Raw genomic sequence first — 26,032 nt, forward strand, 5'->3', positions numbered from 1 at the left:
CGTCCCTGCCTGTTCTACCTGTCGCCCACGTACACGGTCTGGATCAGCCGGTTCGGTTCGCCCCTGCGGACCAGGACACCCCGGCCGGGCGGCTGCTGGCCGGCGTACACACCGGGGAACAGCTGCCCCTCGCCGCGGTCGCCCGCCATCACCAGCGCCGAGGCGCCGGACTCGCGCAGGCTTTGCAGCAACGGCTCGTACAGGCCGCGGGAGGCGCCGGCCACCCGGCGGGTGAGGACGAAGTGCAGCCCGATGTCCTGGGCCGAGGGGATGTACGGCAGGAAGGGCGCGAGCGGCTGCTGGCCCGCGGTGGTGAGCACGTCGTAGTCGTCGACCAGGATCACGATCCGGGGGCCCGAGCCCCAGCTGCCCGGTTCCAGGTCCGCGCCGTCCGCGCTCTCGTCGGGCATCCGCTTCTCCAGTTCGGTGGCGATGCCCGCGGACAGGGCCGCGCTCAGCTTGGCGTTGTAGGCGTAGCCGCCCCGGTACTCCTCCGGGATGGCGCCGCGCAGCCCGCGCCGCGGGTCCATGACGCCGAAGACCAGTTCCTCCTCGCCGTAGCGCTCGATCAGGCCCCCGGCGACGGCTTTGAGCAGGTTGGTCTTGCCGCACTCGCTGTCGCCCATGATCAGCAGGTGCTGGTCGTGCCGGAACAGGTCGAGCAGGACCGGCGCCAGCTGGGTCTGGTCAAGGCCGATCGGGACCCGGTGCGGTTCGGCCGCCGGGCCGGGCAGCAGGTGGGGCTCCAGGAGGTGTGGCAGCACCCGGACCGGCTGGGCGGTCTCGCCGGTCCAGGTGGCGCGGATCGTACGGGCCGTGCGCTCCAGGACCGCGCCGAGGTCGGCGGTGTCGGCGATGCCGTCGGTGCGGGGCAGGGCGACCTGGGCGAAGAGCTTGCCGTCGGTGAGGACGCGGCCCTTCTCCTCGGGCGCGAGGGTCTGGGCGAGCCTGCGGTCGATGCTGGACTCGCCCGCGTCGTTCAGCCGGAGCTCCACGCGGGTGCCGAACTGGGACTGGGCGGCGATGCGCACGTCGTTCCAGCGGAGCATGCCGGCGACCACGTGGATGCCGTAGCCGCTGCCGCGCTTGAGGATGTCGCCGACCGCGTCGTCGAGTTCCTCGAAGTCGTCGCGCAGGGCGCCGAAGCCGTCGATGAGCAGCACGATCTCGGTGGAGGCCAGCTCGGGCACGCGCCCGGCCGCGCGCAGGGTCCGCAGCTGTTCCAGGGAGTCCACGTGGTGCAGCCGGAACAGTTCCTCGCGCTGGTCCAGCATGGCGCGCACGGAGTCGATGGTGCGGGCGCAGCGCTCCCGGTCGGCCCGGCCCGCGACCCCGCCCACGTGCGGCAGGACGGACAGCGCCTGGAGGCCGCCGCCGACCAGGTCGAGGCCGTAGACGCCGACCTCCTGCGGGGTGTGGGTGAGCGCCAGGGACAGGGCGAGGGTGCGCAGCAGGGTGGTCTTGCCGGACTGGGGGCCGCCGATGACCGCCGCGTGGCCGCCCGCCACCGTGAGGTCCAGGTACCACTGGCCCTGCCACTGGCGGGTCGGGTCGTCCAGGATGCCCAGCGGCACCTGGAGCGGGCCCCGGCGCCGGGACAGCTGCATGCCGCGGGCGCCCACCTCGACGGGTCCCGCGACCTGGTCGAGGGCGATGGCGTCGGGCAGCGGGGGCAGCCAGATCTGGCGCACGGCAGGGGCGCCGGAGTCCTCGATCTGCCGGACCATGACGCCCATCTCGGTCGGCCCGGTCTCCCGGCGCCGCATCTGCGGTTCCTCGGGCCCGGTGTCCTCCTCCCGGCCCAGGGTGTTGTACGCCGGGTACTCCAGGGCGAGCGGCCCGGTGTCCCCGGTCTCCCGCTGGACGGGGCCGCGGTAGCCGCCGGAGACGTAGCCCGCCTTGAACCGCTCGTAGTGGCTGGTGTCGACCTTGAGGTAGCCGAAGCCGGGCAGCGGCGGCAAGTGGAAGGCGTCCGTGGTGTCGAGGACGGTACGGGACTCGTCGGCGGAGAAGGTGCGCAGGCCGAGCCGGTACGACAGATACGTGTCCAGGCCCTTGAGCTTGCCGCCCTCGATCCGCTGGCTGGACAGCAGCAGGTGGACACCGATGGAGCGGCCGATGCGGCCGATGGACAGGAACAGGTCGATGAAGTCCGGCTTGGCGGTGAGCAGTTCACCGAACTCGTCGATCACCACGAACAGGTGGGGAAGCGGGTCGAGGTCGGGGCGCCGCTCGGCGCGCAGTGCGGCGTAGTGGCCGATGTCGGCGACGTTGCCGGCCTCCTTGAGGACCTGCTGGCGCCGCTTGACCTCGCCGGCCAGCGAGGCGTGGACGCGTTCGACCAGGCCGGCCTGGTTCTCCAGGTTGGTGATCACACCGGCCACGTGCGGGAGGCCCGCGAAGGGGGCGAAGGTGGCGCCGCCCTTGTAGTCGACGAGGACCAGCGCGAGGTCCTCCGGCGGGTGGGTGGCGACGAGTGCGAGGACGAGGGTGCGCAGCAGCTCGGACTTGCCGGAGCCGGTGGCGCCGACGCACAGTCCGTGCGGGCCCATGCCCAGTTCGGAGGACTCCTTGAGGTCGAGGAGCACGGGCTCGTGGCCGTCGCCGACGCCGATCGGGACGCGCAGGAAGGCGCGTTCGCCGCGCGGTGCCCACAGCCGGTCCAGGTCGAGCCGGGCGACGTCCTCGATGCCGAGCAGCTCCGCGAAGTCGACCGGGCCGGTCAGCGGGGCGTCGACCAGGGACTCCGCGGACAGCCGCAGCGGGGCGAGCATCCGGGCCAGTCCCTCGGCGAGCGCGGTACCGGCCTCGTCCACCGTGCCGCTGGAGCTGACCGGCTCGTCCGCGCGCAGGTCCTCGATGAGGATGCGGGTTCCGTCGACGGTGATCCGCACCCCGACGCTGCCGGGCTCCCGCACCCGCTCGTCGAGCAGGTGCAGCACGGTGACCCCCATCTCCCGCAGCCCGACCGCGTCGTCGGGGCGCGGCAGCTCCACGGCGTCCTCGCCGTGCGCGTCGGCGACGACGAGGAGCCGGGAGGCCATGGCGAGGGCGTCCTTGCCGGACAGTCCGCGGCGCACCTCGGCCGCGTAGGAGGCGCGGCGGCGCAGCTCGGCGCCGAGCTGCCGGGCGAGCTGGGGCAGCGAGGGCGCGATACGGCGGGCGGCGACCGGGCCGTCGTACTGCTCGGTGTCCAGCAGGTGCGGCAGCCACTTGGCCCACTCCCAGTCGGCCAGCCGGTCGCCGGGGGCCGCGACGGCGAGGGCCACGTCGTCCGGGGCGTGGGCGGCGGCGGTCTGGAGGAACAGCGCGCGGGCGACGCGCAGGGTGTCCGCGCGCGGGCCGATGACGCTGACGTTGCCGACGCGGTCGAGCAGGACGGTGAGCGGCAGCTCGGAGCCGGTGCCGAAGCGGGCGGTCAGCGCGGAGGCCTCGTTGAGCATGAACCGGTCGGGCGGGGTGAGCACGGAGGAACCCTGCTGGGCGATCTTCAGATCGCGCACCGGCATCTGTCCGGTGCCGACCCGCACCCGCAGGAAGTCCCCGTCCGTGCGGCGCCGTTCCCACAGCCGGGCGGGGTCGCGCACGATGTCGTAGAGGGCGTCCGGCGGCGGGTCGAGCACCTGGGCGCGCTCGCGCCGCTCGCGTTCCTCGCCGGCCAGCTGTTCGCGCAGTTCCTCCAGGTAGGCGAGGTATGCCTCGCGCTGGGTGCGGCGGGTGCGCTGGGCCTTGCCGCGCTGCGAGAAGGCCATGGCGAGGGAGCCGGTCAGGGTGACGACGAGGATGATCGCGCCGAGCCCGGCGAACTGGCTGTTGCGTACGACGGTCATCATCACGACGGACGACATGACCCCGGCGATGGGCAGCAGCGAGTGCAGCACCGAACCGGCCTTGCCCTCGGGCAGGTTGGGCGGCGCCTCTATGGTGCGCGGCTCGGGCGGGGCCGGCGGCCGGGTGGTGCGCGCGGGGCGGTGGATCAGTCGGGTGCTCATCTTCGTTGCCTCGTCCTCGGGTTCCTCGGTCCCTTCCTGTCGGGCGGTCAGCGCTGTTTCTGGGAGAGCCGGAAGACTTCGGCGGCGAGCCGGGTGACGGCGTCGTGGGTGGCGCGGGCGAGGAGTCCGGTGTGGATGGTGCCGCCGGCCGCGAGGTGGCGGTCGTAGGGCAGGGCCGCCACGGTGACTCCGGCCGCGGTGAGTTCTTCGGTGGCTTTGCGCAGGTCGAGGCCGGGGTGCGGGGCGGTCTCGGTGAGGACGACGACGGTGGAGGCGAGCACGTGCCGGGGCAGGTTGCGCATCCACTCCAGGACGGCGCGGGTGCTGGCGATGCCTTCCAGGGTCGCGGGCACGGTGAGCACGCGGGCCTGTGCCGCGGCCAGCGCCGTGCGGGCGACCTCGGCGGGCAGGGTCTCGCAGTCGACGACGGTCACCCCGAAGTAGCGGCGCAGCGAGACCATGACCCGTTCGTACGCCCTGGTGTCGAGCATGGCGCCGACCTGGCCCTGGCTGCCGGGCAGCAGCCAGGCGTTGCCGGGGAGCTGGACCAGGTAGCCGGTGACGTCGAGCAGCGACATCTGCGGTTCCACCAGGGCGGCGAGGTCGCCTGTGGTCCAGCGCAGCGCCTGGGCGCCGAGCCGGAGCGGCAGCGAGCCGAGCGCCGGGTCGGCCTCGACGACGAGCACCGGGTCCTGGCGGTAGTGGGCGTAGGTGGTGCCGAGCAGCGCGGTGACGGTCGTCTTGCCGCAGCCGCCGCGGATGGACGTCACCGCGATCTGGCGGCCGGTGGTGACGGCCTGCTGGAGCACTTCGGCGGTCGCGGCGGCACCGGCGACCTCGCGGGCCGCGGAGGAGGAGACGGTACGGCGTACGGCGCGCAGGGCGCGGGTGCCGAAGGGTTCGCCCCGGCGCGGCTTGAGCGCGGTGGCCGCGAGCTGTTTGTCGAGCACGGGCCGGGAGTCGGGGGTGACGCGCGGCGCGGCGGGGGCGCCCGGTGGGGCCGGGGGGCGCGGCTGCTGTTGCTGGTGCTGAGGGTGGTACGGCTGCGGGGGGTGGTACGGCTGCTGCTGTGGCCGGCTGTGCGCCGGGGCCGTGGCGCCCGGTCCCGGCTGCTCGGGTGCGGGCTGCTGCGGGGTGCCGCCTCTCAGCTCGCGCAGTACGTCGCCCTGCCAGTTGTCCCCGTTCGGCATGTCGCCCTTCACTCCCGACCTGGCCTCAGAATTTGTCGAGCAGCTGCCCGTAGATGCCGAACACGCCGACGACGAGCGGGAAAAGCCCGATCAGGCCGGCAGACTCGATCAGGTCCCCGATCCGCCGCAGCCGCACCCGCACATACTCGGCCGGCTGGGCCACGAGGGCCAGCAGCGGGAGCGCCCCGGCAGCGCACAGCAGCACCAGCGGGCCGGCCCCGCCCGCGTGGGCCGCCCATTGCGCCGCGAGCCGTACGACGAGCAGCGCGGCCGCGCCGAACAGCGCCACCACCTCGGCGACCAGCGGGAAGGCACGGGCCCGGCAGAGCAGGACGACGGCGGTGAGCGAGGTGAGGGCCACCGTCCACCCGGTCGGCCGCCCGGCCGCGGTCAGCAGCCAGCCCCCGGCGGCGGCCGAGGCGACGGTGGCGACGGTGGCCAGCGCGAGCCCGCGGTGGGTCGCGGCGAGCGCGTTGGCGACCTGGTGGCGGCTGACCGACGCGCCCGCGGAGCGCCGGTCGTCGAGTCCGGTGAGCCCGGAGGCCATCAGCGCGAGCCGGGGCAGCAGTCCGAGCAGGACGACGGAGAACACGGCCATCACCGCGCCGAGCCGGTCCGGCCGGTCCTGTACGGCGGCGACCGCCTCCCACACCAGGGTGATGCCGGCGCCCGCCCCCGCGCCGATGAGCGCGCCGCGGCCGAACGGGGAGGAGTAGGCGAGCAGGACGAGGGTGAGCACCGGTGCCGCGGCGACACCGGCCAGCCGGGCGGGGCCCGACCAGCCGTGGGCGTCGGCGGCGGTCCAGGCGGCGAGCACCCCGAGTCCCCCGGCGGCGAACAGCAGCGCGGTGGCGAGCCCCCGGTTGCCGGTGCCGATCCGGGCGACGAGCGCGCCGGTCGCCAGGAAGACGACGGTGACGGCGGCGAGCGCGAGGGCGACGGAGCCGAGCGCGAACTCGCGCCGCGCCAGCAGGGCCGCGGCGACGGCGAACAGGGCGGTGGCCACCCCGGCACTGACCCGGCGGGCGGCGGGCCGCCAGCGCCAGGCGCGCAGGTCGAGGTCGTCGGCGACCTGGTCGGTGACGTCGTGCACGACCGGGGCGGGCGGCGCGGCATGGGCGCGCACCAGCTGGAGCACGGCGCCGTCGGGCACGTCGGCCGAGGCCAGCGTGGCGTCGTGCGGCAGTACCGAGCCGTCGGAGGTGACCAGTTGCCGGGTCATGGGCCGGGCGGCGGCCCGGTCGTCGAGCAACTGGAGTATGTCCGGCAGCAGTTGGCCGATCGGGGTGTCCGACGGCAGGACGATGTCGGCCCGCCGGCGTTCACCGACCAGCGTGACCCGGCTCAGTTGGGTCCGGGACGTCGTTGCTGTGCTCACCACTCACCGGAACCTATCATCGCGAAATCGGGGCCGAGGGGGTTGAGGACGGCGGTGCGGAGGGGGTGCCGTACAGCTGTTGCTGCTGCTGTTGTTGCTGCTGCTTCTGCTTCGCCAGGGTGGCCTGGAGGAAGGACCAGCCGACGCAGCCGGCGCACAGGACGGCCGCGATGGCGATGCCCGCGAACACCTTGCCGAGCCGTTCGTCGGTGGAGCGCCGGGCGCGCTGCGCGCCGAACAGCAGGGCGTCACGCAGCCGGCGCCGGCGCACCGCCACCGACTCCAGCAGTTGGCTGTCGTAGTCCCGTGCCATTGAGTTGGTCCCCCGTGCCTGTGTTCTCTGCGGTCGGTGGTCGGTCAGTCGGCGGCGGTGGTGGGGGCGGACGCGGCGCCGTCGGCGGTGGCTTCGGTGGTGAGCCCGAGGTACTCGCGCATGGCGGCGTACTTCCCGGTCAGCCGCCGCGCGGTGGGCTCGTCCAGGGCGGCCAGCCGGCGCGGGTCGGCGTTGTGCGCGAGGTCGGCCGCCTTGACCAGCCGCGCGCCCGGCGTGGCCAGGATCCGCCCCGCGTACGCCCGCGGCTCCTCGCCCGGCCGCTTGGTCACGGCCCGTACGACGTCCTTGGTGCGCTGGGCGAGCGGGGCCGCCGCCAGCCATTCCTCGCTGAGCACGCCGTCCTCGACCGCGTCGTGCAGCCAGGCGGCGGCGATCAGCTCCTCGCCCCCGCCGCGGGCCCGTACGCCCTCGGCGACGGCCCGCAGGTGCTCGGCGTAGGGGCGTCCGGCCTTGTCCCGCTGCCCGGCGTGCGCGGCGCACGCGACGGCCTCGACCTCGGCGAGCGTCATGCCCGGCGTTTCGGACAGCCCGTCGTCCGGCATACAGGGTCCCCCTCACTTTGCCCGTGCAAGATAGAACACGAACGCGCGGGTGGCACAGCCGGGTCGACCGGTTTCGCGGACGCAACCGGGAGTCCTCCACGGAACCGGCATACCCAGGGCGCCGAGGCGTATGCAGCATCCCACCGGGGAGGCCGCCCTCCGGTACGCGTGGGCCAGGTACGGGCGTCGGCCACACCGACTCCATAGCCGGCAGGGGCTCGACTTACCCTATGACCTGGATGCCCAGTGCCGAGAGGAGCGCGGAACAGACGGGGCAGGGTTCCGTCGGCCTCCCGTGGTCCGGGTTTCCCGGTTCACGAATCATGCGCGATATCAACGCGGCGCCCTCGAAGTGCGCGGTAGCCTCACGAATCGTGGTGGTCCGGCCGTCTGTCCGCTCGGCGTCCAACTGCCAGAACTGGTCCGACACCAGCGCCATCTCGGCACAACGCCCTGTATAAGATCTCCGTTCGTCCTGAGGCAGCGACTCAACGAAGCCACGAACAGCAGGGTGCAGATTGAGTTGCCCCGATCCGATGACGCTCGTGTGACTCAGGACTGTCCCATTGACCAGGAGCGAAGAGGCCACGGCGGGGAACTGATCAGACAAAATAGTCCTCCACGTCGGGATCTGGCAACCCCTTCAAGAATCGCGAAAATGCGTCGAATTCATTCTCCCCCAGATAATATCCCCCTGTGTGATGGAGGTGAAAGAAGCGGCCCTTCTCATCCACCAGCAGGATTCCGGACTCCGAGGCCTCATATCCCACAGGAAACAGCGCTGCGCCGAGCCCTCCGGCCACTTCCATGATGGCGGCGGCGTCCCCGTCATAGCCCACGGTCGGATCCATCACCCATGCCATACCCGGCGTATTCGGCTGGGGAAGCCTGAGCTTGCCGTATGCGTGGATGACCTGGAGCGCTGGTTGGACCGGAGTCAGCGGCACACCTTGCCGCTCGGAGTCCCGCACACGCACTCCGGCCAGCTCGTCGGCCTCTGCACCGATGTCACGGCCAGGAAACCAGCCATTTACGACGAGCCAGTCGGCTACTTCTTGTGTCGGCTGCTCCAAAGTCATGTGCCGATCCATTCTCCAAGCCAAAGTTTCAGTAAGCTACGTGTATACCCAGTTGAGGCAGCACGTGTTTGCATGTTTCACAGGGCGCCAGAAATTCTCCATGTTGTCGTACCAGCTCACCAGTCTTGCGGTCGACGAGATCACCGATTTGACGGGTGTGCATCACGCTCCCCTCAAGCAGTTTTCTCGCTTCGGAGACGGTCTGGATGTTTTCCCCAGTCGGGTCCAACTGATGCAGGCGGTCACTGATGAGGGAAATTTCGGCGCACTTTCCGTGCCCCAGCCCGGCCTTCCGTCCGGAAGCCACCGCATCACTCTGAATCTTTTCCAGTATACCTGCCAATACCCTATGCGTACGAGGCAGCTTCTGCCCGTGCATCTTCGTTGTACTGCTATGCGCCGTCACTACATTGTCGTGCAGCAAACTCCCCGCACAGCCAGAATCAAGATGGTTCGTGCCAGGCTCCGCCGCTCCACCGGGCGCGTTGCGAGCGTCGTCCGCCAGCGCGGCCGACTCTTCCTTGAGCACGACGAGTTGCTCGTTCCGCGGCAAGTGGGAAAGATCCAGGGCTGGGCGGCGGTAGTGCCGCATGTTGTCCGCGCTCTGCCCATGCCAGTCCGGTTGCGGTTCCAGGGGAGTGCCTTGCGGGTCCACCTCCGAAGAGTGGGCGCCGGGGAAACCAGAGTCGCTGGAGCCGCCTCCGCCGACCTCACCGTGGTGGCCCCCGTGGCCCTCGTGCTGCCCGTGTTCGTGTCCGCCTGCGTCCCCGTGGTCTGCATGGCCGGACACAGACTGATGATGGGCGGAGGTTTCCGAACCATGATCATGAGCTGTGCCGCTTGGTACGTGGCGCCCGCTTCCGTCCGGTGAATGTTCCCCGGCGCCGCTGCCGTGGACGTCGCCGACTCGACCACCTGGCAAGTCGTCACTCGCATGAACCGCCGGGACGCTGTCACCGCCTGCATGAACCGCCGGGCTCGCCGGGACGCGATCGCCGAGGTCGTGGCCGGTGCTGTCGCCGAGTTTGATGTGTTCGCCGGCCCGTTCCGCGCCGTGGGCGCCCGCGCCGGTCAGGGCTGGTTGTTTGGCCGGGGACGGGGTGTGGGGGAGGTCCGAGCCGGTGGGGGGTCGGTGAGTGATGTCCAGGGGGCCGCCGTCGTGGTGCATCAGGACGTCGCCCTTGTGGTCCACGATGTTGCCGTGTTCGTCGGCGAACAGCGGGGGCGTGCCTTCGGGGGTGTGCAGGGGGTCCGTGCCCGCCGGGTGCAAAGGTGCGTCATGCGGCAACCGGACGTTGCCGTCGGGGAGTTGGAGCGCGCCCTTCGGGAGTGATGCGCCCTCGGGGAGGCGGACCGTGCCGTCGGGGAGGTGGACGGTTCCGCGGGGCAGGGTGATCGCGTTGTCGGGGAGCTTGGGAAGGTCGATCTTCCCGGCGCCCTTGAGGGCCTTGCCGATATCGCCGATCTTCGACAGACCGGCGCCCGCGCCCTTCATGACATACGTCATCGGGTCGATGACCTTGCCGGCCTTGCCCGCGAACGAGATCGCCTTCGCGACCGCGCCCGCCTTTCCCGCCCCCTCGGCCGCCGCCCCCGCACCATCGGTGAACACCGCGGTCACAACGTTGAACGTGACCGCACCGGCCGCACGGGCCGGGTTCTTGCCCCACTCGTCCCACGCCAGCAGCGCCTTGCCGGTCTGCTTCATCGTGTTGCGCGACTCACGCAGCCACGACGGCATGTACGTGTCCGGCGTCGCCCAGAACGCCGCAGCCAGCACCGGGTTGCTCATGAACGCCAGCCCCGTGGCCAGCTGCGCCAGCCCCTTCCAGGCCGTCTTCATCGCATCCCAGCCGTCCACCCCCACCAGGGTGCCCAGGCCCTTGACGGTTCCCCAGATACCGTCCACCACCAGGCCGTCCCAGACGAACGACTTCGCCCAGTGCCCGATGTCGTACCAGTGGTGCTTCTGCTCCACCGGATCACCCCACGGCAGCCCCTTCGCGCCCTTGAGATCGGCCGCGCTGTAGCCGTACATGTTCTTCTTGTCGCTGCCGTCACCGGCGATCATCTGCGTGCCGTGCCACAACGCCGTGATCTTGTTGTGACAGGCACGCTCCGCCGCCCAGAACGCCGCCACCGCCGCCGTGACATCATCACGGAGCTGGTTGTTCTTCCTGACCTTGTCCTTGTCGTACTGCCAGTCGTCGTCACCTTCGACCGAGTCGACGAACGCCTGCGCGTCGTGCTTGAGCTGCCTCAGCTTCTCCACCAGCGGACGGATCTCCGCCGCGTACCCCGACAGCGCCGACGCCACCGTCTCCAGATCCAACCCGAACGCGTCCGCACGATCCGCCACCGGCTTCGTCGACGCGAACAACCGATCCGCCTCCGGCGCCTGGTAATACGCCGACAGCCCCTGGAACTGCGCGTGCACATCCGCACCCGTGGAACGGACGTTCCCCGCGTCCTTCTTCAGCGCCGCGTAGTCCTTCTCCAACTGCTCCAGATCGCCGGTGAACTCCGGAATCTCCTCCGGCCTGATCACGCCCCGCCCACCCCCGGCATCCGCACACCCGGCGCCGACGCCTCCCGCTGCGCCCGCGCCGCCATCACCTCGTCCCCGTCCAGATAAGCCGTCGTCGCATCCACCGCGCCCCGCAACGACTTACCCGCCCGCGCCGCGATGAACTGCAGATCCCTCGTCGCATGCTCGGCGTACTGCGACAACGCCAGCGCCACCAGACCACCCGGCGCCCCACCACCCGAACCGCCCGAGCCGCCCGAACCGCTCGACCCGTCGGCGGAGATCGTGCCCGCGCTCGACGCAGCCGACTGAAGATGCGCCCCGAAATCCTTCGCCTGCGTCTCCAGATGCGACGCCGTCTTCCCCGTCGCCGACAGCACCTGACCGATGCCCTGCGGACGCAGATCCCAGCCCGTCATAGCAGCCCCCCGTGAACCAGCCGCCCGGTCAACCGATGTTGTCCACCGCCGACTTCGCCCTCGCCAGCGTCGCATGCGCCGTCGAGTCGTTCTTCTCCATCGTCGTCTTCAGCAGCTGGATGATGTTCCGCACCTCCTGCGACGCACTGTTCCAGCGCTGCTCCTTGCCGTGGTACTCATCCGCCACACCATCGGCCGTGAAGTCCGCCATCGCCTTCTTCACCTGCTTGTCCCGCACCGCGATCACCGACTCCAACTGAGCGATCACCCCCGCCAGATTCCCCTGCACATCCGCCGACGCACCCGTGTCGTACGACCGGCGATCCGCACCAGAACCCGCCATCACACACCACTCCCCGTGAAAGAACCGGACATCCCGAAGAACTCAGCGGCCCGAGAACCGCGCCGCGTCGAAATTGGCCGCACCCATCTGCGCCCTCGCGTTCTCACCCTGCTCCTGATCACCCGAGCCGAACGCGCCCTCCATCCCCGACTGACCGCCCAGGATCGCCGACAACGAACCGTTCAACTCCTTCGTGATCCCGTCCGCACGCGCCTTGAACTGATCGAACGCCGTACGCCCCGCGCCGTTGAACTTCCCCTCCAACGGCTCCGCCGCCTGCACCAACAGCCGGATCAGCGTCCCAAGATCCTGACTCGACCCACGCGACTCACGCATCAGCGTCGACAACGTCTGCGCACCCATGTCGAACTTCATGTCGCCTCCCTCGGACGCACTCCCACGGCAACCACCGCCCTGTCACATACCGCATCCGATTATGAACTCCCGGACCCGAGGGGGGCGAGCCCAGGGGGCGGGCTGTCACAGGATCAGCGAACTTCCGTGACAAAGGCTCAGAGGGACGCCTGCCCGGTCGGCGATTGCCGGCAGATCAGCAGCAGTGCCCGGTCGTCGTTGACGTCCTTGGCGACGGCCTCGATGAGGTGCCAGGCGGCGCCGTGGAAGCCGCCGGCGACATAGCGGTCGGCCTCGCCGGTGAGGCGGTCGATGCCTTCCACGATGTCCCGGTCGGAGGTCTCCACCAGGCCGTCGGTGAACAGCATCAGGACGTCACCGGGGCGCAGCGAGCCCTTGACGGAGTCGAACTGGGCGCCGTCGTAGACCCCGAGGAGCGGTCCCTCGGCGGACTTCTCCTCCCAGCGGCCGCTGCCCGCGCTGAGCTGGAGGCCCGGCGGGTGGCCCGCGGAGTACAGCTCGTAGTCCCCGGAGTCGAGGTCCAGGACGAGGTGGATGGAGGTGGCGAAGCCCTCCTCCCAGTCCTGGCGCAGCAGATAGCCGTTGGCGGCGGGCAGGAAGGCGTGCGGGGGCAGGGAGCCGAGCAGTCCGCCGAACGCGCCGGACAGCAGCAGGGCGCGGGAGCCGGCGTCCATGCCCTTGCCGGAGACGTCGGTGAGGACGACCTCCAGGGTGCGGCCGCCGTTGGTGCGGGCGGCCACCACGAAGTCGCCGGAGAAGGACTGGCCGCCGGCGGGGCGCAGCGCCATCTCGTGGTGCCAGCCCTGGGGCAGCTTGGGCAGGGTGGACTGCACCCGGATCCGCTCGCGCAGGTCGAACAGCATGGTGCCGCCGCGCCGCCAGGGCACGCCGACGCGGCTGCGGAACTGGGCGGTGAGCAGACCGAAGAAGCCGCAGGCGGCCACCACCAGGACGACGCCGGGTGTGACGCGGGAGGGGCCTTCGGTGTACGGGCCCAGGCGTACCGACTCCACGATCAGCGCGGTGGCCGCGGCCGCGTACAGGCCGAGCAGGCTGGCCGGGCGCAGCAGCAGCCCGCCGGCCACGATCGGCAGGACCAGCAGGGCCGGGGAGCACCACACGGAGTCGAACAGGGTCATGGCCGCGAAAAGCGGGACGGTGAGCAGCAGGCCGGCGAAGGCGATCCAGTCGGGGCCGTCGCCGCGGAAGTAGTCGACGGCGCTTCTGCGCAGCCCGACGCGGGCCCGGTGCCACTGCATCTTCCACCGGGCCGTGAGCGTGTCGGCCTTCGCGCGCGTGTCTCGTCCTGCTGCCATTAGTTCGGGACCCTATCCATCGCACCGGCCGCTTGGCACGGGAGGTCCTGCTTGTCCCCCGTGCGGGGCGCGGGTTCACAGGTTCGCTCAGGCACCGGAATTCCGTAAACCCACCCGAAGGAGTGTCAGTGCTTCTGGCAGGTGGGGCACCAGAAGAGGTTGCGGGCGGCGAGGCCGGCGGTGCGGATGTGGTCGCCGCAGATGTGGCAAGGCTGGGTGGCGCGGCGGTAGACGTAGACCTCGCCGCCGTGGTCGTCGACGCGCGGCGGGCGGCCCATGGCCTCGGGGGTGTGTTCCGGTCGTACGGTGTCGATCCGGTTGTGGCGGACGCCCTCGCGCATCAGGGCGGCGAGGTCGCTCCAGAGGGCGTCCCACTCGGCGGGGCTGAGGTCGCGGCCCGCGCGGTAGGGGTCGATGCCGTGGCGGAAGAGGACCTCGGCGCGGTAGACGTTGCCGACGCCGGCCACGATCTTCTGGTCCATGAGCAGGGCGGCGATCGTCGTGCGGCTGCGGCTGATCTTCCGGTACGCCGCCGCCGGGTCGGCGTCCTCGCGGAGCGGGTCGGGGCCGAGGCGGGCGTGGACGGCGCGCTTCTCGTCCCCGGTGATCAGGGCGCAGGTGGTGGGGCCGCGCAGATCGACGTACGACAGGTCGTTCGCGAGCCGGAGCCGGACGGTGTCGGTGGGCGGGGGCGCGGGGGCGTCGCCGAAGCCGACCTTGCCGAACAGGCCGAGGTGGATGTGGACCCAGTCGGTGTCGCGGAAGCGCAGGAAGAGGTGTTTGCCGTGGGCCTCGGTGGCGGTCAGCTCGGCGCGGTCCAGCAGGGCGGCGGCGTCGGAGAACTTGCCCTGGGGGCTGGTGACGCGGGGGGCGGTGCCCTGGAAGCGGGCGGCGTAGTCCTGCGCCAACCGGTGAATCGTGTGCCCTTCCGGCAAGGCGGGCCGTCCTTTCCTGTCCTTTTCCGTGCCGCCCACCCGCCCGTCTCGCTCGGCCGGAGGGCGCCCCTCACCCCCTCAGCCTAGGCGCGCCTCGCCCGCCCCTACGCGCGGCGCCCGCCCTTGTCCTGCGGCGGCGCCCGCCCTTGTCGCCCCGTACGCGCGGCACCCACCCGTCGCCGAGCGGGTCGGCGAGGGGTGGGCGCGGGGAAGAGAAGGGAGGGTTACTGCTGGGGGTGGTGGGCGGGGATCGGGGGGAGGTCGCCCGTGGTCTCGTACGCGGTCAGCATGTCGATGCGGCGGATGTGGCGCTCGTCACCGGAGAACGGCGTGGCGAGGAACGTCTCGACGAACTTGGTCGCCTCCTCGGTGCTGTGCATCCGCGCGCCGACGGCCACCACGTTGGCGTTGTTGTGCTGGCGGCCCAGCGACGCCGTCTCCTCGCTCCACGCCAGCGCGGCGCGCACGCCCTTCACCTTGTTCGCGGCGATCTGCTCCCCGTTGCCGGAGCCGCCGATCACGATGCCGAGGGCGTCGGGGTCGGCGGCCGTGCGCTCGGCGGCGCGCAGGCAGAAGGGCGGGTAGTCGTCCTGGGCGTCGTAGATGTGCGGCCCGCAGTCGACGGGCTCGTGCCCCGCCGCCTTGAGCCACTCGACGAGGTGGTTCTTGAGTTCGAAGCCCGCATGGTCGGAGCCGAGGTACACGCGCATGACACGAGTGTGACACGCCGGAATCGGGGCAGCAGCCGGGGGTCCACGGCATCCGGAGGGCGTCCGTCAAGGCGTCCGGGGGTGAGTCATGCGACACCGGGAGACCTACGGAGTTCGTCGTCAAATGTGAGCAGGACCATAGAACCTCAAGGGAACCTCAAGTAACAATCCGGATTCAGAGGTTCCCGAATTCGTTCGCCTCGGATTCACTGGACCGACTCGTACACCGCTCGTACGAATCCCGTACCGGACCCCACACGGCACCCCGTTTTCCGTACGGGAACCCCCGCTCAACAGGCGCAAAGGAATCCGTCCATGACCCCTCCTGGTTCCGGACTTCAAGCAGGCCTCAAGAACCGGCACCTGACGATGATCGCCATCGGTGGTGTGATCGGCGCCGGGCTGTTCGTCGGCTCCAGCTCCGGCATCGCCGCGGCCGGACCGGGCATTCTGCTGTCCTACGCCCTCGTCGGCACCCTCGTCGTCCTCGTGATGCGCATGCTGGGCGAGATGTCCGCCGCCAACCCGTCCTCCGGCTCCTTCTCGGAGCACGCCGACCGCGCGCTCGGCCGCTGGGCCGGTTTCTCCATCGGCTGGCTGTACTGGTTCTTCTGGGTCGTCGTGCTCGCCGTCGAGGGAACGGCCGGCGCGAAGATCCTGGCCGGCTGGGTGCCGGCGGTGCCGCAGTGGGGCTGGGCGCTCATCGTGATGCTGGTGCTGACCGCGTCGAACCTCGTCTCGGTCGGTTCCTACGGCGAGTTCGAGTTCTGGTTCGCCGGCATCAAGGTCGTGGCGATCGCCGCGTTCATCGTCGTCGGCCTGCTCGCGATCTTCGGTGTGCTGCCGGGCGCGCACACCGACAAGGCGTCCTTCGCGAACCTCACCAGTCACGGCGGGTTCCTGCCACACGGTCCGGGCGCGATCCTCACCGGTGTGCTGCTGGTCGTCTTCTCCTTCATGGGCAGCGAGATCGCCACCCTGGCCGCCGGCGAGTCGGAGGACCCGCAGCGCGCGGTCACCAAGGCCACCAACAGCATCATCTGGCGTATCGGCGTCTTCTACCTGGGCTCGATCCTCGTCGTGGTCACGCTGCTGCCGTGGAACGACGCCTCGCTGGTGAAGCAGGGCTCGTACGTCGCCGCGCTGAACTCCCTCGGCATCGCGCACGCCGGCCAGATCATGAACGTCATCGTGCTGACCGCGGTGCTGTCCTGTCTCAACTCCGGCCTCTACACGGCCTCCCGTATGGCCTTCTCGCTGGGCCAGCGCGGTGACGCGCCGAAGGCGTTCGCCCGTACCACCTCGCGCGGTGTGCCGATGTGGGCGATCCTGGCGTCGGTCGTCTTCGGCTTCGTGGCGGTCTTCTTCAACTACGAGTTCCCGGACACCGTCTTCCTCTTCCTGGTCAACTCCAGCGGTGCGGTGGCCCTGTTCGTGTGGCTGGTCATCTGCTTCTCGCAGCTGCGGATGCGCCGGATCATCCAGCGCGAGGCGCCGGAGAAGCTCGTCGTGCGGATGTGGCTGTACCCGTACCTGACCTGGGCGGCGGCCGCGGTGATCGTGGCGGTCCTGGTGTACATGCTGTTCGACACCGCGCACGACGGCCGCGAGACCGTGCTGCTGTCGCTGCTCGTCGCGGCGATCGTGGTGGCGATCTCCTTCATCAAGCAGAGGGTCACGGGCGACCGTCCGGCCCCGGCCGCCGAGGCCGCGGTGGACAAGGTCTCCATCGGCTGACCCACGGCTCGGGACGTACGACGGCCGCGGGGGGGGGGGGGGGGGGGGGGGGGGGGGGGGGGGGAGGGGGGGGGGGGGGGGGGGGGGGGGGGGGTTGGGGCGTTGTCGACACTACCTCCCCCCCCCCCCCCCCCCTCCCCCCCCCCCCCCCCCCCCCCCCCCCCCCCCCCCCCCCCCCCCCCCCCCCCCCCCCCCCGCGGCCGTCGTGGTGCCGGTCGGCGACTAGCGCTTGCCCGCGAACTTCCACGCGGTGGGCAGCAGCCCCATCGCGAGGGCGGCCTTGAGGGCGTCGCCGATCAGGAACGGGACGAGGCCGGCGGCGACCGCCTGACCGAGGGAGAGGTGGGCGGCCAGGGCCAGGTACGGCACGCCGACGGCGTAGATGACGGCGGAGCCGAGGATCATCGTGCCCGCCATGCGCAGCGGGGAGCGGTCGGCGCCGCGGCGGGCGAGGGCGCCCACGACGGCGGAGGCCAGCAGCATGCCGAGGACGTAGCCGAAGGAGACCGCGCCGGTGCCGGAGTCGCCCTCCGCGAACCACGGCACGCCGATCATGCCGGCCAGCGTGTACAGGGCGAGGGAGAGGAAGCCGCGGCGGGCGCCGAGGGCGGTGCCCACCAGCAGCGCGGCGAAGGTCTGGCCGGTCACCGGCACCGGGGAGCCGGGCACGGGCACCGAGAGCTGGGCGGCGAGCCCGGTGAGCGCGGCACCGCCGAGCACGAGGGCGGCGTCGCGGGCGCGGGAGGCGGGCAGCAGATCGGCGAGGACGGCACCCGGACGGGCGCTGACGGTGGCGGTGCTCATGGGGACTCCGCGGGGAGAAGGGGACAGGTGGGAACATCGCGACGCTATACCGGCGCCCCGAACGCGATCACCGTCAGCGCTCGACAAAGGGTTGATCGGCAGCTTGGTGGGCTCTGCACAAAAGTACGGTTCACACCGGGTACGGCGTGACGGTGGTCACTGAGGTGGGGTGCTCCGGCAGACTCCGGGAGTCGGCGGCGGGTCTGTAGGGATCCACCAAAGAGGGGGTGGCCCCTGGTGCGCCGGCCCCGGTCGTCTCGGTCGGTGGGCGCGGGGTGGGCAGGGGGTCAGGGCTTTGCTAGCTTCGGGGGCATGGTTGCCCAGGCCCGGTATTTCACGTCGCGTCGCTATGTCGACCTGCGGCGGCAGGGCACGGCCACCTGTCGTCGCTCGGGATAGGGGCGGGCCCCTTCCTGGCGCCGCCCCGTCCTTTCCGGTCTTCCGACGCACCGGCTCCCGAGGACGGTTCTCCATGCCCCGCAGCGCGGCCTCCACCCTTGTCTCCCCCGTACCGCGCGCCGCCGACCGCGACCGGCGGCGCACCAGTGCCAGCGTCGTGCTGCGCTCCGTGCTGGAGCACGGGCCGGTGGCGCGCAGTACGGTGGCGCGGCTGACCGGCCTGTCGCCCGCGTCGGTGACCGAGCACTGTGCGCGGCTCGCCGGGCTCGGGCTGATCCGGGAGTCGCCGGTGCCGCGCCGTTCGCGCGGGGTGGGCCGGCCGCATGTGCCGGTGGAGCTGGACGACGCCCGGTTCGTGGTGGGCGGGGTGCATGTGGCGGTGCCGTACACCACGGTGGCGCTGCTGGACCTGCGCGGCCGGGTGCTGGCCCGGCGCGAGCTGAAGCACGAAGGGACCGATCCCGCGCGGGTGCTGGCGCGGGCCGCCGAGGGGATCGCCGCGCTGCTCGCGCAAGCGCCGGGGCGCCGCCCGCTGGGGGTCGGACTCGCCGTCGGCGGCTGGGTGGACCGGGCGACGGGCACCGTGGTGGAGCACGAGCTGCTGGGCTGGCGGGAGGTGCCGGTGCGGGACCTGCTCGCCGCCCGTACCGGTCTGCCGGTCGAGGTGGACGGGCACGCACGGGCGCTGGTGAACGGGGAGCGGCTGTTCGGGCGGGCCCGCGGCAGCCGGAGTGTGCTGCATCTGTTCGTGGGCAATGTGGTCGACGCCGCGTTCGCCACCCATGACGAGGTGCACCACGGCCCCCGGTCCGCGGCCGGCGCCATCGCGCATCTGCCGGTGCCGGGCGGCACCGAGCCGTGCCCGTGCGGGCGTACCGGCTGCCTCCAGGTGGAGCTGGGGGAACGGACGTTGTGCCGCAGGGCGCGGGCGGCCGGGGTCACCGGCTCGGCCAACCCGATGCGCGTGGTGGCCGCGGCGGCGGGCGGGGACGCGGTGGCCCGGCGGCTGCTGGTGGAGCGGGCACGGGCGACGGGACGGGCGGCGGCGCTGCTGCTCGATGTGCTCAACCCGGAGACGGTCGTGGTCACCGAGGTGGGGGTCATCCACTTCGAGGAATGCCTCGACGCGCTGCGGGAGGCGGCCGGCAATTCCCGGTCCGCGGCGGTGCTGCCGACGAGTTTCCCGGATTCCGTGCTCGCGGTCGCGGGCGGTTCCGTGCTGCTCGACGCCTTGTTCCGGGATCCGCTGGGCGCCTCACCTGAGGGTATTTAATTCAGAAACTCGGAATGTTGACATGGGCCGCTCGGGACCTGGAACATGCTGGTCATGAGCCCCTTCACGAGCTGTCGATCCGGTCGTCACGCCTTCTGTTGCTGACGTTCTGCCGTGCGTGAAGCGCATGTTGCCGTGAATTTCCCAGGGCTTCTCCGTATTTCCCCCGCGTTTCTCCGTGTTTCTTTGTGTTTCCGTTGGCCGGTTTTTTTCGCCGACCGGCTCTCTCCGGGAGACCTGCCATGCACCGTCGTCTCTTCCTCACCTCCCTGCTGGGCGCGTCCGCCGCCGTCGCCGGACTCGACGGCTGCGCCAAGGGCGTGGCCACCGCCGACACCGGCGGCGCCGCCGCCACCCGGCCCCTCGCGGCCAGGGTCCCCACCGGGACCAGCCTGAAGATCACCTCGTACCAGGGCGTGGAGCAACTCCAGTTCAGGCTGGGGAAGTTCCCGCCGCTGCCGTTCACCGTGTCCGACTGGGTGAACATCGGCGCCGGGCCCGATGTCATCAACGCCTTCCGCGCCAGGTCGCTGGACGTCGCCAACAACGCGGGCATCCCGCCGATCCAGGCGCAGTTCCAGGGCCTCGCGGCGAAGATCGTGGCGATCGAGCTGACCCGCAAGCCGAACTACCTGTTCGCGACCCGGCCCGGCAGCGACATCCACACCGTGGCCGACTTCAAGGGCAAGCGGCTCGCCTTCTCGCAGGGGCAGGCGCAGGGCGTGGTGCTGCTGCGGGCCCTGAAGAAGGCGGGCCTCGCGTACGACGACGCCAGGCTGGTGCCGCTGACCAGCAACCAGTTCCTGACCGCCCTCCAGTCCGGCCAGGTGGACGTGGCCCCGCTCGCCAACAGCCAGGCGCCCGCCTACCTCAAGCAGTACGCGGCGAAGGGCGCCCGCACCGTCACCACCGACGTGGTCGACCTGCTCAATCTGCTCTGGGCGCCGCAGGCCACGCTGAACGACCCCGCGAAGGCCGCCGCGATCGCCGCGTACATCCCGCAGTGGGCCAGGGGCCAGGTGTGGCAGTACGAGCATCCGGACCAGTGGAACGAGGAGTTCTACGTCAAGACGCAGAACCTGACCCTGGCGCAGGCCAAGTCCATCACCGCGCTCGCCAACAAGCCACTGTTCCCGCCCAGTTGGGACGAGGCGATCAGGTGGGAGCAGGAGACCGCCGATCTGCTCGCCGAGGGCGGCTTCGTGAAGAAGACCGAGGTGTCGGACCTGTTCGACCACCGCTTCGAGGCGATCGCCGCGCGGGCCGTACCCGAGGAGTACCGGAGGTGACCGCCGTGACGACCACGACCACCACGGCGGCCGCCGCGCCCACCGCCGCGACCGGGGAGCTGCCCCCGGTCCGCCGGCGGCGCCGCCTCTCCCCCGGCCGCCGGCTGCCCGCCGCCCGGCTGGCCGGACCCCTGCTGGTGCTGGCCGCCTGGGCGATCGCCTCGGCCGCCGGACAGCTCGACCCGGCCGCGATCCCGGCGCCCTGGACGGTGCTGCGCACCCTCGGCCACCTGTGGACCGACGGCACGCTGCCCACCGATGTGCTCACCTCGCTGCGCCGGGCCGCCTACGGCTTCGCGATCGGGCTGACCGCCGGGGTGCTGCTGGCGCTGGTGTCCGGGCTCAGCCGCACCGGGGAGGCGCTGATCGACGGGACCGTGCAGCTCAACCGGGCGATCCCGACCCTCGGCCTGATCCCGCTGTTCATCCTGTGGCTGGGCATCGGGGAGACCTTCAAGATCGCCATCATCGCGATCGTCGTCTACATCCCGGTCTACCTCAACACGCATGCCGCGCTGGCCGGCATCGACAGCCGCTATGTCGAACTCGCCGAGGTGCAGGGCCTGTCGAGGCTCGGCTTCGTCCGGCAGGTGGTGATTCCGGGGGCGCTGCCCGGCTTCTTCGTCGGGCTGCGGCTCGGGGTGACCGGCTCCTGGCTGGGCCTGGTGGTCCTGGAGCAGATCAACGCCACCAGCGGACTGGGCTACATGATGTTCCAGGCGCAGAACTACGGCCGTACCGACACCATCCTCGTCGGCCTGCTGATCTACGGCATCTTCGGCCTGGTCTCCGACAGCGCGGTCCGTCTGATCGAACGGAGGGTGCTGTCATGGCGCCGCACACTGAGCAGCTGACCCGGCCCGCCACCGCCGTCCGACTGCACTCCCTGCACCGCTCGTTCGGGGACCGGACCATCCTCGACGGCATCGATCTCGAACTGCCCGCCGGACAGTTCACCGCGCTGCTCGGGCACTCGGGGTCCGGGAAGTCCACCCTGCTGCGGGCCGTCGCCGGGCTCGATCACGGGGTGGCCGGGTCCGGGCAGGTCGCGGCGCCCCGGCAGGTATCGGTGGTGTTCCAGGACTCCCGGCTGCTGCCCTGGCGCCGGGTGCTGGACAACGTACTGCTGGGCCTGGACGGGAAGGACGCGGCACGGCGCGGCCGGGCCGCCCTCGCGGAGGTCGGGCTCGAAGGGCGGGAGCGGGCCTGGCCGGGCGAGCTGTCCGGCGGCGAGGCACAGCGCGCCGCGCTCGCCCGCGCCCTGGTGCGCGAGCCCGAACTGCTGCTGGCCGACGAGCCGTTCGGGGCGCTGGACGCGCTGACCCGGATCCGGATGCACCAGCTGCTGCGCGAGCTGTGGGAGCGCCACCGGCCCTCCGTGCTGCTCGTCACCCATGACGTGGACGAGGCGATCGTGCTCGCCGACCGGGTCCTCGTCCTGGAGCGGGGCCGTATCGGCCTCGATCTGACCATCGACCGTCCCCACCCGCGCTCCTACCGGGAGCCGGTCCTGGGCGAGTACCGGGAGCGGCTGCTCGCCGCCCTCGGTGTCACGGAGGACCACCGATGACCACCCGCCGACTCCACCTGAACGCGTTCCTGATGAGCACCGGCCACCACGAGGCGTCCTGGCGGCTCCCGGAGAGCGATCCGTACGCACACGTCGACCTGCGGCACTACATACGGCTCGCGCAGACCGCCGAACGCGGCACCTTCGACAGCCTGTTCCTCGCCGACAGCCCCCAGTTGTGGAACAACCTCGGGCAGCGCCCGGCCGGTGCCCTGGAGCCGCTGACCCTGCTGACCGCGCTGGCGACGGCCACCGAGCACATCGGCCTGATCGCCACCGCCTCCACCTCCTACAACTCCCCCTACAACCTGGCCCGCAGATTCGCCTCGCTGGACATCGTCAGCGGCGGCCGGGCGGGCTGGAACATCGTCACCACCGCGGGCGCGGAGGCGGCCCGCAACTTCGGGCTCGACCACGAGCCCGCGCACGCCGAACGGTACGCGCGCGCCGCCGAGTTCCTCGACGTGGCGCTGAAGCTGTGGGACAGCTGGGAGGACGACACGATCGTCGCCGACAAGGCGGCCGGCGTCTGGGGCGACGACGGCAAGATCCACCCGCCCCGGCACGAGGGGCCGTACTTCCGGGTCGCGGGCGCCCTCAACGTGCCGCGCTCCCCGCAGGGTTACCCGCTGCTGGTGCAGGCGGGCTCCTCGGCGGACGGCAAGGCGTTCGCGGCGCGGTACGCGGAGGCGGTGTTCACCGCGCAGCAGACCCTCGCCGACGCGCAGTCCTTCTACGCCGACATCAAGGACCTCACCGGGCGGGCCGGGAGGGACCCCGGACACCTCAAGGTGCTGCCCGGCATCGTGCCCGTACTGGGCTCGACGGAGGCCGAGGCGCGGGCGAACGAGCAGGTCCTGGAGGACCACATCGTGTACGAGCACGGGATGCGGCGCCTGGAGGGGCTGCTGCAACTCGCGCCCGGCTCCCTGGAGCTGGACAAGCGGCTGCCCGCGGATCTGCCGCCCGAGTCCGCCGTGGAGGGCGCCAGGAGCCGGTACGCGCTGGTGGTGGAGCTGGCCCGGCGCGAGCGGCTCACCGTGCGGCAGCTGATCGGCCGGCTCGGCGGCGGGCGCGGGCACCAGACCTTCGCCGGGACGCCCGAGCAGGTCGCCGACCGCATCGAGACCTGGTTCACACGCGGCGCGGCCGACGGCTTCAACATCATGCCGCCCGTGCTGCCCTCGGGCCTGGACGCCTTCGTGGACCACGTCGTACCGATCCTGCGCGCCCGCGGCCTGTTCCGCACCGAGTACGGCCCCCGGCGCACCCTGCGCGAGCGCTACGGCCTGCCACGCCCCGCCAACCAGTACCTCTCCCCCGCCTTCGCCTGAACCCCCGCCTTCGCCTGACACCCCCCTGCGGACCCGGCACCACCCCTTCGGAAAGGACCACCCCATGTCCCTGGAGATCACCAAGGTCACCGCGCGCATCGGCGCCCGCGTCTCGGGCGTCGACCTCACCCGGCCGCTCACCGAGGAGGAGGTGACCGGCATCCGCGAGGCGCTGAACGTCCACAAGGCGCTGGTCTTCGCCGCCGACGGTCTGGACGACGCGGGCCAGCAGGCCTTCGCCCGGCACTTCGGTGCCCTCACCACCGCCCATCCGACGGTCGGCGCCGTCGAGGGCGCCCCGAACGTGCTGCCCGTGGACAGCGAGCGGGGCCGCGCCAACCACTGGCACACCGACGTCACCTTCGTCCTCAACCCGCCCCAGGCCAGCACCCTGCGTTCGATCACCATCCCGCCGTACGGCGGCGAGACCCTGATCGCCAACGCGGCCGCGGCCTACCGGGATCTGCCCGAGCCGCTGCGCCGCTTCGCCGACACGCTGTGGGCCGAGCACACCAACGATTACGACTACGCCGTGCCGGAGGAGGAGATCGACGCGGAGAAGGCCGCCCACCGCGCCCAGTTCACCTCGATCACGTACCGCACCGCCCACCCGGTGGTCCGCGTGCACCCGCTGACCGGGGAGCGCGGGCTGTTCGTCGGCGGGTTCGCCCAGCGGATCGTGGGCCTGTCCACCGGCGAGTCCCGCAAGATCCTCGACCTGCTCCAGGCGTACGTGACCCGGCCCGAGAACATCCTGCGCCACCGCTGGGCGGAGCGGGAACTGGTCCTGTTCGACAACCGGATCACCCAGCACTACGCCATCGACAACTACGACGGCCTGCCGCGCCGGCTGCACCGGGTGACCGTCGCCGGTGATGTGCCGGTCGGCGTCGAGGGCAAGGAGAGCTACTCCATCGAGGGCGACGCCTCGCACTACACGCCCGTGGCCACGCCCGCGGACGCGGTCGCGGCGGCGTAACCGGAGTCTCACTCTCCGAATGCCGGGTGTCCGGATACTGGGCGGCCGCTCCGTGTGAACGGACAGGTCGCCCAGACTGGGTTGGTTTTTACCCGCCTATTGCATCGGGAGAGCCGCGCCCATGCCGCCCAGCACCATCCGCCCGGACACGCCACGCCTCGCGGACGATCCCGCCCTCTCCCACGGCCTCAAGCAGCGCCATCTGTCGATGATCGCGCTCGGCGGGGTGATCGGCGCGGGCCTGTTCGTCGGATCCGGCGCGGGCATCGCGGCGGCCGGGCCGTCCATCGTGATCGCCTACGCCCTGTCCGGGCTGCTGGTGATGCTGGTCATGCGGATGCTCGGCGAGATGTCGGCCGCCTACCCGTCCTCCGGCTCCTTCTCCGCGCACGCCGAGCGGGCGATCGGGCCCTGGGCCGGGTTCGCGGCCGGGTGGGCGTTCTGGGTGCTGCTGTGCACCGCGGTCGGCCTGGAGGGCATCGGCGCGGCGAAGATCGTGCAGGGCTGGGTGCCGGGCAGCCCGCAGTGGATGTGGGTCGCCCTGTTCATGCTGGTCTTCCTGGGCACGAACCTGGCCGCGGTGAAGAACTTCGGCGAGTTCGAGTTCTGGTTCGCCGCGCTCAAGGTCGGCGCGATCTCGCTGTTCCTGGTGCTCGGCGTGCTCGCCATCTCCGGGGTGCTGCCCGGCACCGACTCCCCCGGCACCGCCCACCTCGACCACTTCCTGCCGCACGGCGGCCAGGGCCTGGTCATCGGCCTGCTCGCCTCGGTCTTCGCCTACGGCGGCCTGGAGACGGTCACCATCGCGGCGGCGGAGTCCGAGGACCCGGTGCGGGGCGTGGCGCGCGCGGTGAAGACGGCGATGTGGCGGATCGCCGTCTTCTACATCGGCTCCATGGCCGTCGTCGTCACCCTGGTGCCCTGGAACGACCCGGAGGTCGTGGCGCGCGGCCCCTACGTGGCGACCCTGGACCACCTCGGTATTCCGGGCGCGGGCCGGCTCATGGACGTCGTGGTGTTCGTGGCCCTGCTGTCCGCGATGAACGCCAACATCTACGGCTCCTCGCGCATCGCCTACTCGCTGGTCCAGCGCGGCCAGGGCCCGAAGGTGCTGGCCAGGGTGTCCGGCGGGGTGCCCCGGATCGGCGTGCTCACCTCCTGCGCGGTCGGTTTCTTCTGCGTGCTGCTGAGCTACTGGCGGCCCGACGACGTCTTCCCGTGGCTGCTGAACATGATCGGCGCGGTGATCCTGGTCGTCTGGATCTTCATCGCCGTCTCCCAGCTGCTGCTGCGCCGCCGCATCGAGCGCGAGGCGCCGGAGAAGCTGGTGGTGCGGATGTGGGCGTTCCCCTACCTCACCTGGGTGGCGCTGGCGGGCATGGCCGCGGTGTTCGTCCTGATGGCGCGGCAGCCCGACACCCGCGTCCAGCTGTACTCCTCGGGCGCGATGACGGTCGTCCTCGCGGCGGCGGGCTACGCCTGGCAGCGGGTGCGCGCCAGGCGCTGA

General features: G+C 71.5%; 23 protein-coding genes. 8 read left to right on the plus strand and 15 right to left on the minus strand.

Features of this window, described 5'->3' with window-relative positions; all coding sequences use genetic code 11:
• Positions 1 to 14: 14 nt before the first annotated feature.
• The 14 genes from eccCa to AC069R_RS00230 form a co-directional block, all read right to left on the minus strand.
• Complete coding sequence (eccCa, locus tag AC069R_RS00165; RefSeq protein WP_478763168.1) at positions 15 to 3,992, minus strand: type VII secretion protein EccCa; 3,978 nt, start codon at positions 3,990 to 3,992, stop codon at positions 15 to 17.
• A 47-nt stretch (positions 3,993 to 4,039) separates the two neighbouring features.
• A complete protein-coding gene (locus AC069R_RS00170; protein ID WP_478763169.1) occupies positions 4,040 to 5,182 on the minus strand; it encodes a MinD/ParA family ATP-binding protein in 1,143 nt (380 codons plus the stop codon).
• Positions 5,183 to 5,207: 25 nt separating this feature from the next.
• Complete coding sequence (eccD, locus tag AC069R_RS00175) at positions 5,208 to 6,563, minus strand: type VII secretion integral membrane protein EccD (RefSeq protein ID WP_478763170.1); 1,356 nt, start codon at positions 6,561 to 6,563, stop codon at positions 5,208 to 5,210.
• A 13-nt stretch (positions 6,564 to 6,576) separates the two neighbouring features.
• Complete coding sequence (locus AC069R_RS00180) at positions 6,577 to 6,873, minus strand: hypothetical protein (protein ID WP_478763171.1); 297 nt, start codon at positions 6,871 to 6,873, stop codon at positions 6,577 to 6,579.
• Between the two features lie 44 nt (positions 6,874 to 6,917).
• Positions 6,918 to 7,436, minus strand: coding sequence for an HD domain-containing protein (locus AC069R_RS00185; protein WP_478763172.1), 519 nt, complete (start codon positions 7,434 to 7,436; stop codon positions 6,918 to 6,920).
• 223 nt (positions 7,437 to 7,659) lie between these two features.
• A complete protein-coding gene (locus tag AC069R_RS00190; protein ID WP_478763680.1) occupies positions 7,660 to 8,025 on the minus strand; it encodes a YwqJ-related putative deaminase in 366 nt (121 codons plus the stop codon).
• 13 nt (positions 8,026 to 8,038) lie between these two features.
• Positions 8,039 to 8,515, minus strand: coding sequence for an SUKH-3 domain-containing protein (locus AC069R_RS00195; protein WP_478763174.1), 477 nt, complete (start codon positions 8,513 to 8,515; stop codon positions 8,039 to 8,041).
• 28 nt (positions 8,516 to 8,543) lie between these two features.
• Positions 8,544 to 11,063, minus strand: coding sequence for a YwqJ-related putative deaminase (locus AC069R_RS00200; RefSeq protein WP_478763176.1), 2,520 nt, complete (start codon positions 11,061 to 11,063; stop codon positions 8,544 to 8,546).
• Complete coding sequence (locus tag AC069R_RS00205) at positions 11,060 to 11,461, minus strand: DUF6507 family protein (protein WP_478763178.1); 402 nt, start codon at positions 11,459 to 11,461, stop codon at positions 11,060 to 11,062. Before AC069R_RS00205 ends, AC069R_RS00200 begins: the two co-directional genes overlap by 4 nt.
• 28 nt (positions 11,462 to 11,489) lie before the next feature.
• Positions 11,490 to 11,804 carry a pore-forming ESAT-6 family protein gene (locus AC069R_RS00210; RefSeq protein ID WP_478763179.1) on the minus strand — a complete coding sequence of 105 codons (315 nt, stop codon included), beginning with the start codon at positions 11,802 to 11,804 and terminating at the stop codon, positions 11,490 to 11,492.
• 42 nt (positions 11,805 to 11,846) lie between these two features.
• Positions 11,847 to 12,179, minus strand: a complete 333-nt coding sequence (locus tag AC069R_RS00215; RefSeq protein ID WP_397985943.1) for a hypothetical protein — start codon at positions 12,177 to 12,179, stop codon at positions 11,847 to 11,849.
• Between the two features lie 137 nt (positions 12,180 to 12,316).
• Entirely contained in the window at positions 12,317 to 13,495 is a 1,179-nt protein-coding gene (locus tag AC069R_RS00220) for a SpoIIE family protein phosphatase (RefSeq protein ID WP_478763181.1), read from the minus strand.
• Between the two features lie 125 nt (positions 13,496 to 13,620).
• Positions 13,621 to 14,430, minus strand: coding sequence for an Fpg/Nei family DNA glycosylase (locus tag AC069R_RS00225; RefSeq protein ID WP_478763182.1), 810 nt, complete (start codon positions 14,428 to 14,430; stop codon positions 13,621 to 13,623).
• Between the two features lie 224 nt (positions 14,431 to 14,654).
• Complete coding sequence (locus tag AC069R_RS00230) at positions 14,655 to 15,140, minus strand: ribose-5-phosphate isomerase (protein ID WP_478763184.1); 486 nt, start codon at positions 15,138 to 15,140, stop codon at positions 14,655 to 14,657.
• 315 nt (positions 15,141 to 15,455) lie between these two features.
• Here AC069R_RS00230 and AC069R_RS00235 point away from each other — a divergent pair, with 315 nt between their 5' ends.
• Positions 15,456 to 16,877 (plus strand): amino acid permease, encoded by a 1,422-nt coding sequence (locus tag AC069R_RS00235; RefSeq protein WP_478763186.1) that lies wholly within the window; start codon positions 15,456 to 15,458, stop codon positions 16,875 to 16,877.
• A gap of 222 nt (positions 16,878 to 17,099) precedes the next feature.
• On the opposite strand, the gene AC069R_RS00240 is transcribed toward AC069R_RS00235, so the two are convergent.
• A complete protein-coding gene (locus tag AC069R_RS00240; protein ID WP_478763188.1) occupies positions 17,100 to 17,681 on the minus strand; it encodes a biotin transporter BioY in 582 nt (193 codons plus the stop codon).
• 472 nt (positions 17,682 to 18,153) lie between these two features.
• Between AC069R_RS00240 and AC069R_RS00245 the strand changes: the two genes are divergently transcribed.
• The 7 genes from AC069R_RS00245 (at position 18,154) to AC069R_RS00275 (ending at position 26,032) form a co-directional block, all read left to right on the plus strand.
• On the plus strand, positions 18,154 to 19,353 hold the full coding sequence (locus tag AC069R_RS00245; RefSeq protein WP_478763190.1) for an ROK family protein: 1,200 nt from the start codon (positions 18,154 to 18,156) through the stop codon (positions 19,351 to 19,353).
• A 242-nt stretch (positions 19,354 to 19,595) separates the two neighbouring features.
• Entirely contained in the window at positions 19,596 to 20,642 is a 1,047-nt protein-coding gene (locus AC069R_RS00250) for an ABC transporter substrate-binding protein (protein ID WP_478763192.1), read from the plus strand.
• Positions 20,639 to 21,496, plus strand: coding sequence for an ABC transporter permease (locus AC069R_RS00255; protein ID WP_478763193.1), 858 nt, complete (start codon positions 20,639 to 20,641; stop codon positions 21,494 to 21,496). The genes AC069R_RS00250 and AC069R_RS00255 overlap by 4 nt, the downstream gene beginning before the upstream one ends.
• A complete protein-coding gene (locus tag AC069R_RS00260) occupies positions 21,472 to 22,212 on the plus strand; it encodes an ABC transporter ATP-binding protein (RefSeq protein ID WP_478763194.1) in 741 nt (246 codons plus the stop codon). The genes AC069R_RS00255 and AC069R_RS00260 overlap by 25 nt, the downstream gene beginning before the upstream one ends.
• Entirely contained in the window at positions 22,209 to 23,546 is a 1,338-nt protein-coding gene (locus AC069R_RS00265) for an LLM class flavin-dependent oxidoreductase (protein ID WP_478763195.1), read from the plus strand. The genes AC069R_RS00260 and AC069R_RS00265 overlap by 4 nt, the downstream gene beginning before the upstream one ends.
• A gap of 64 nt (positions 23,547 to 23,610) precedes the next feature.
• A complete protein-coding gene (locus AC069R_RS00270) occupies positions 23,611 to 24,525 on the plus strand; it encodes a TauD/TfdA dioxygenase family protein (RefSeq protein ID WP_478763197.1) in 915 nt (304 codons plus the stop codon).
• A gap of 121 nt (positions 24,526 to 24,646) precedes the next feature.
• Positions 24,647 to 26,032 (plus strand): amino acid permease, encoded by a 1,386-nt coding sequence (locus tag AC069R_RS00275; RefSeq protein ID WP_478763199.1) that lies wholly within the window; start codon positions 24,647 to 24,649, stop codon positions 26,030 to 26,032.

The sequence above is a fragment of the Streptomyces sp. NPDC043952 genome, assembly GCF_056435325.1.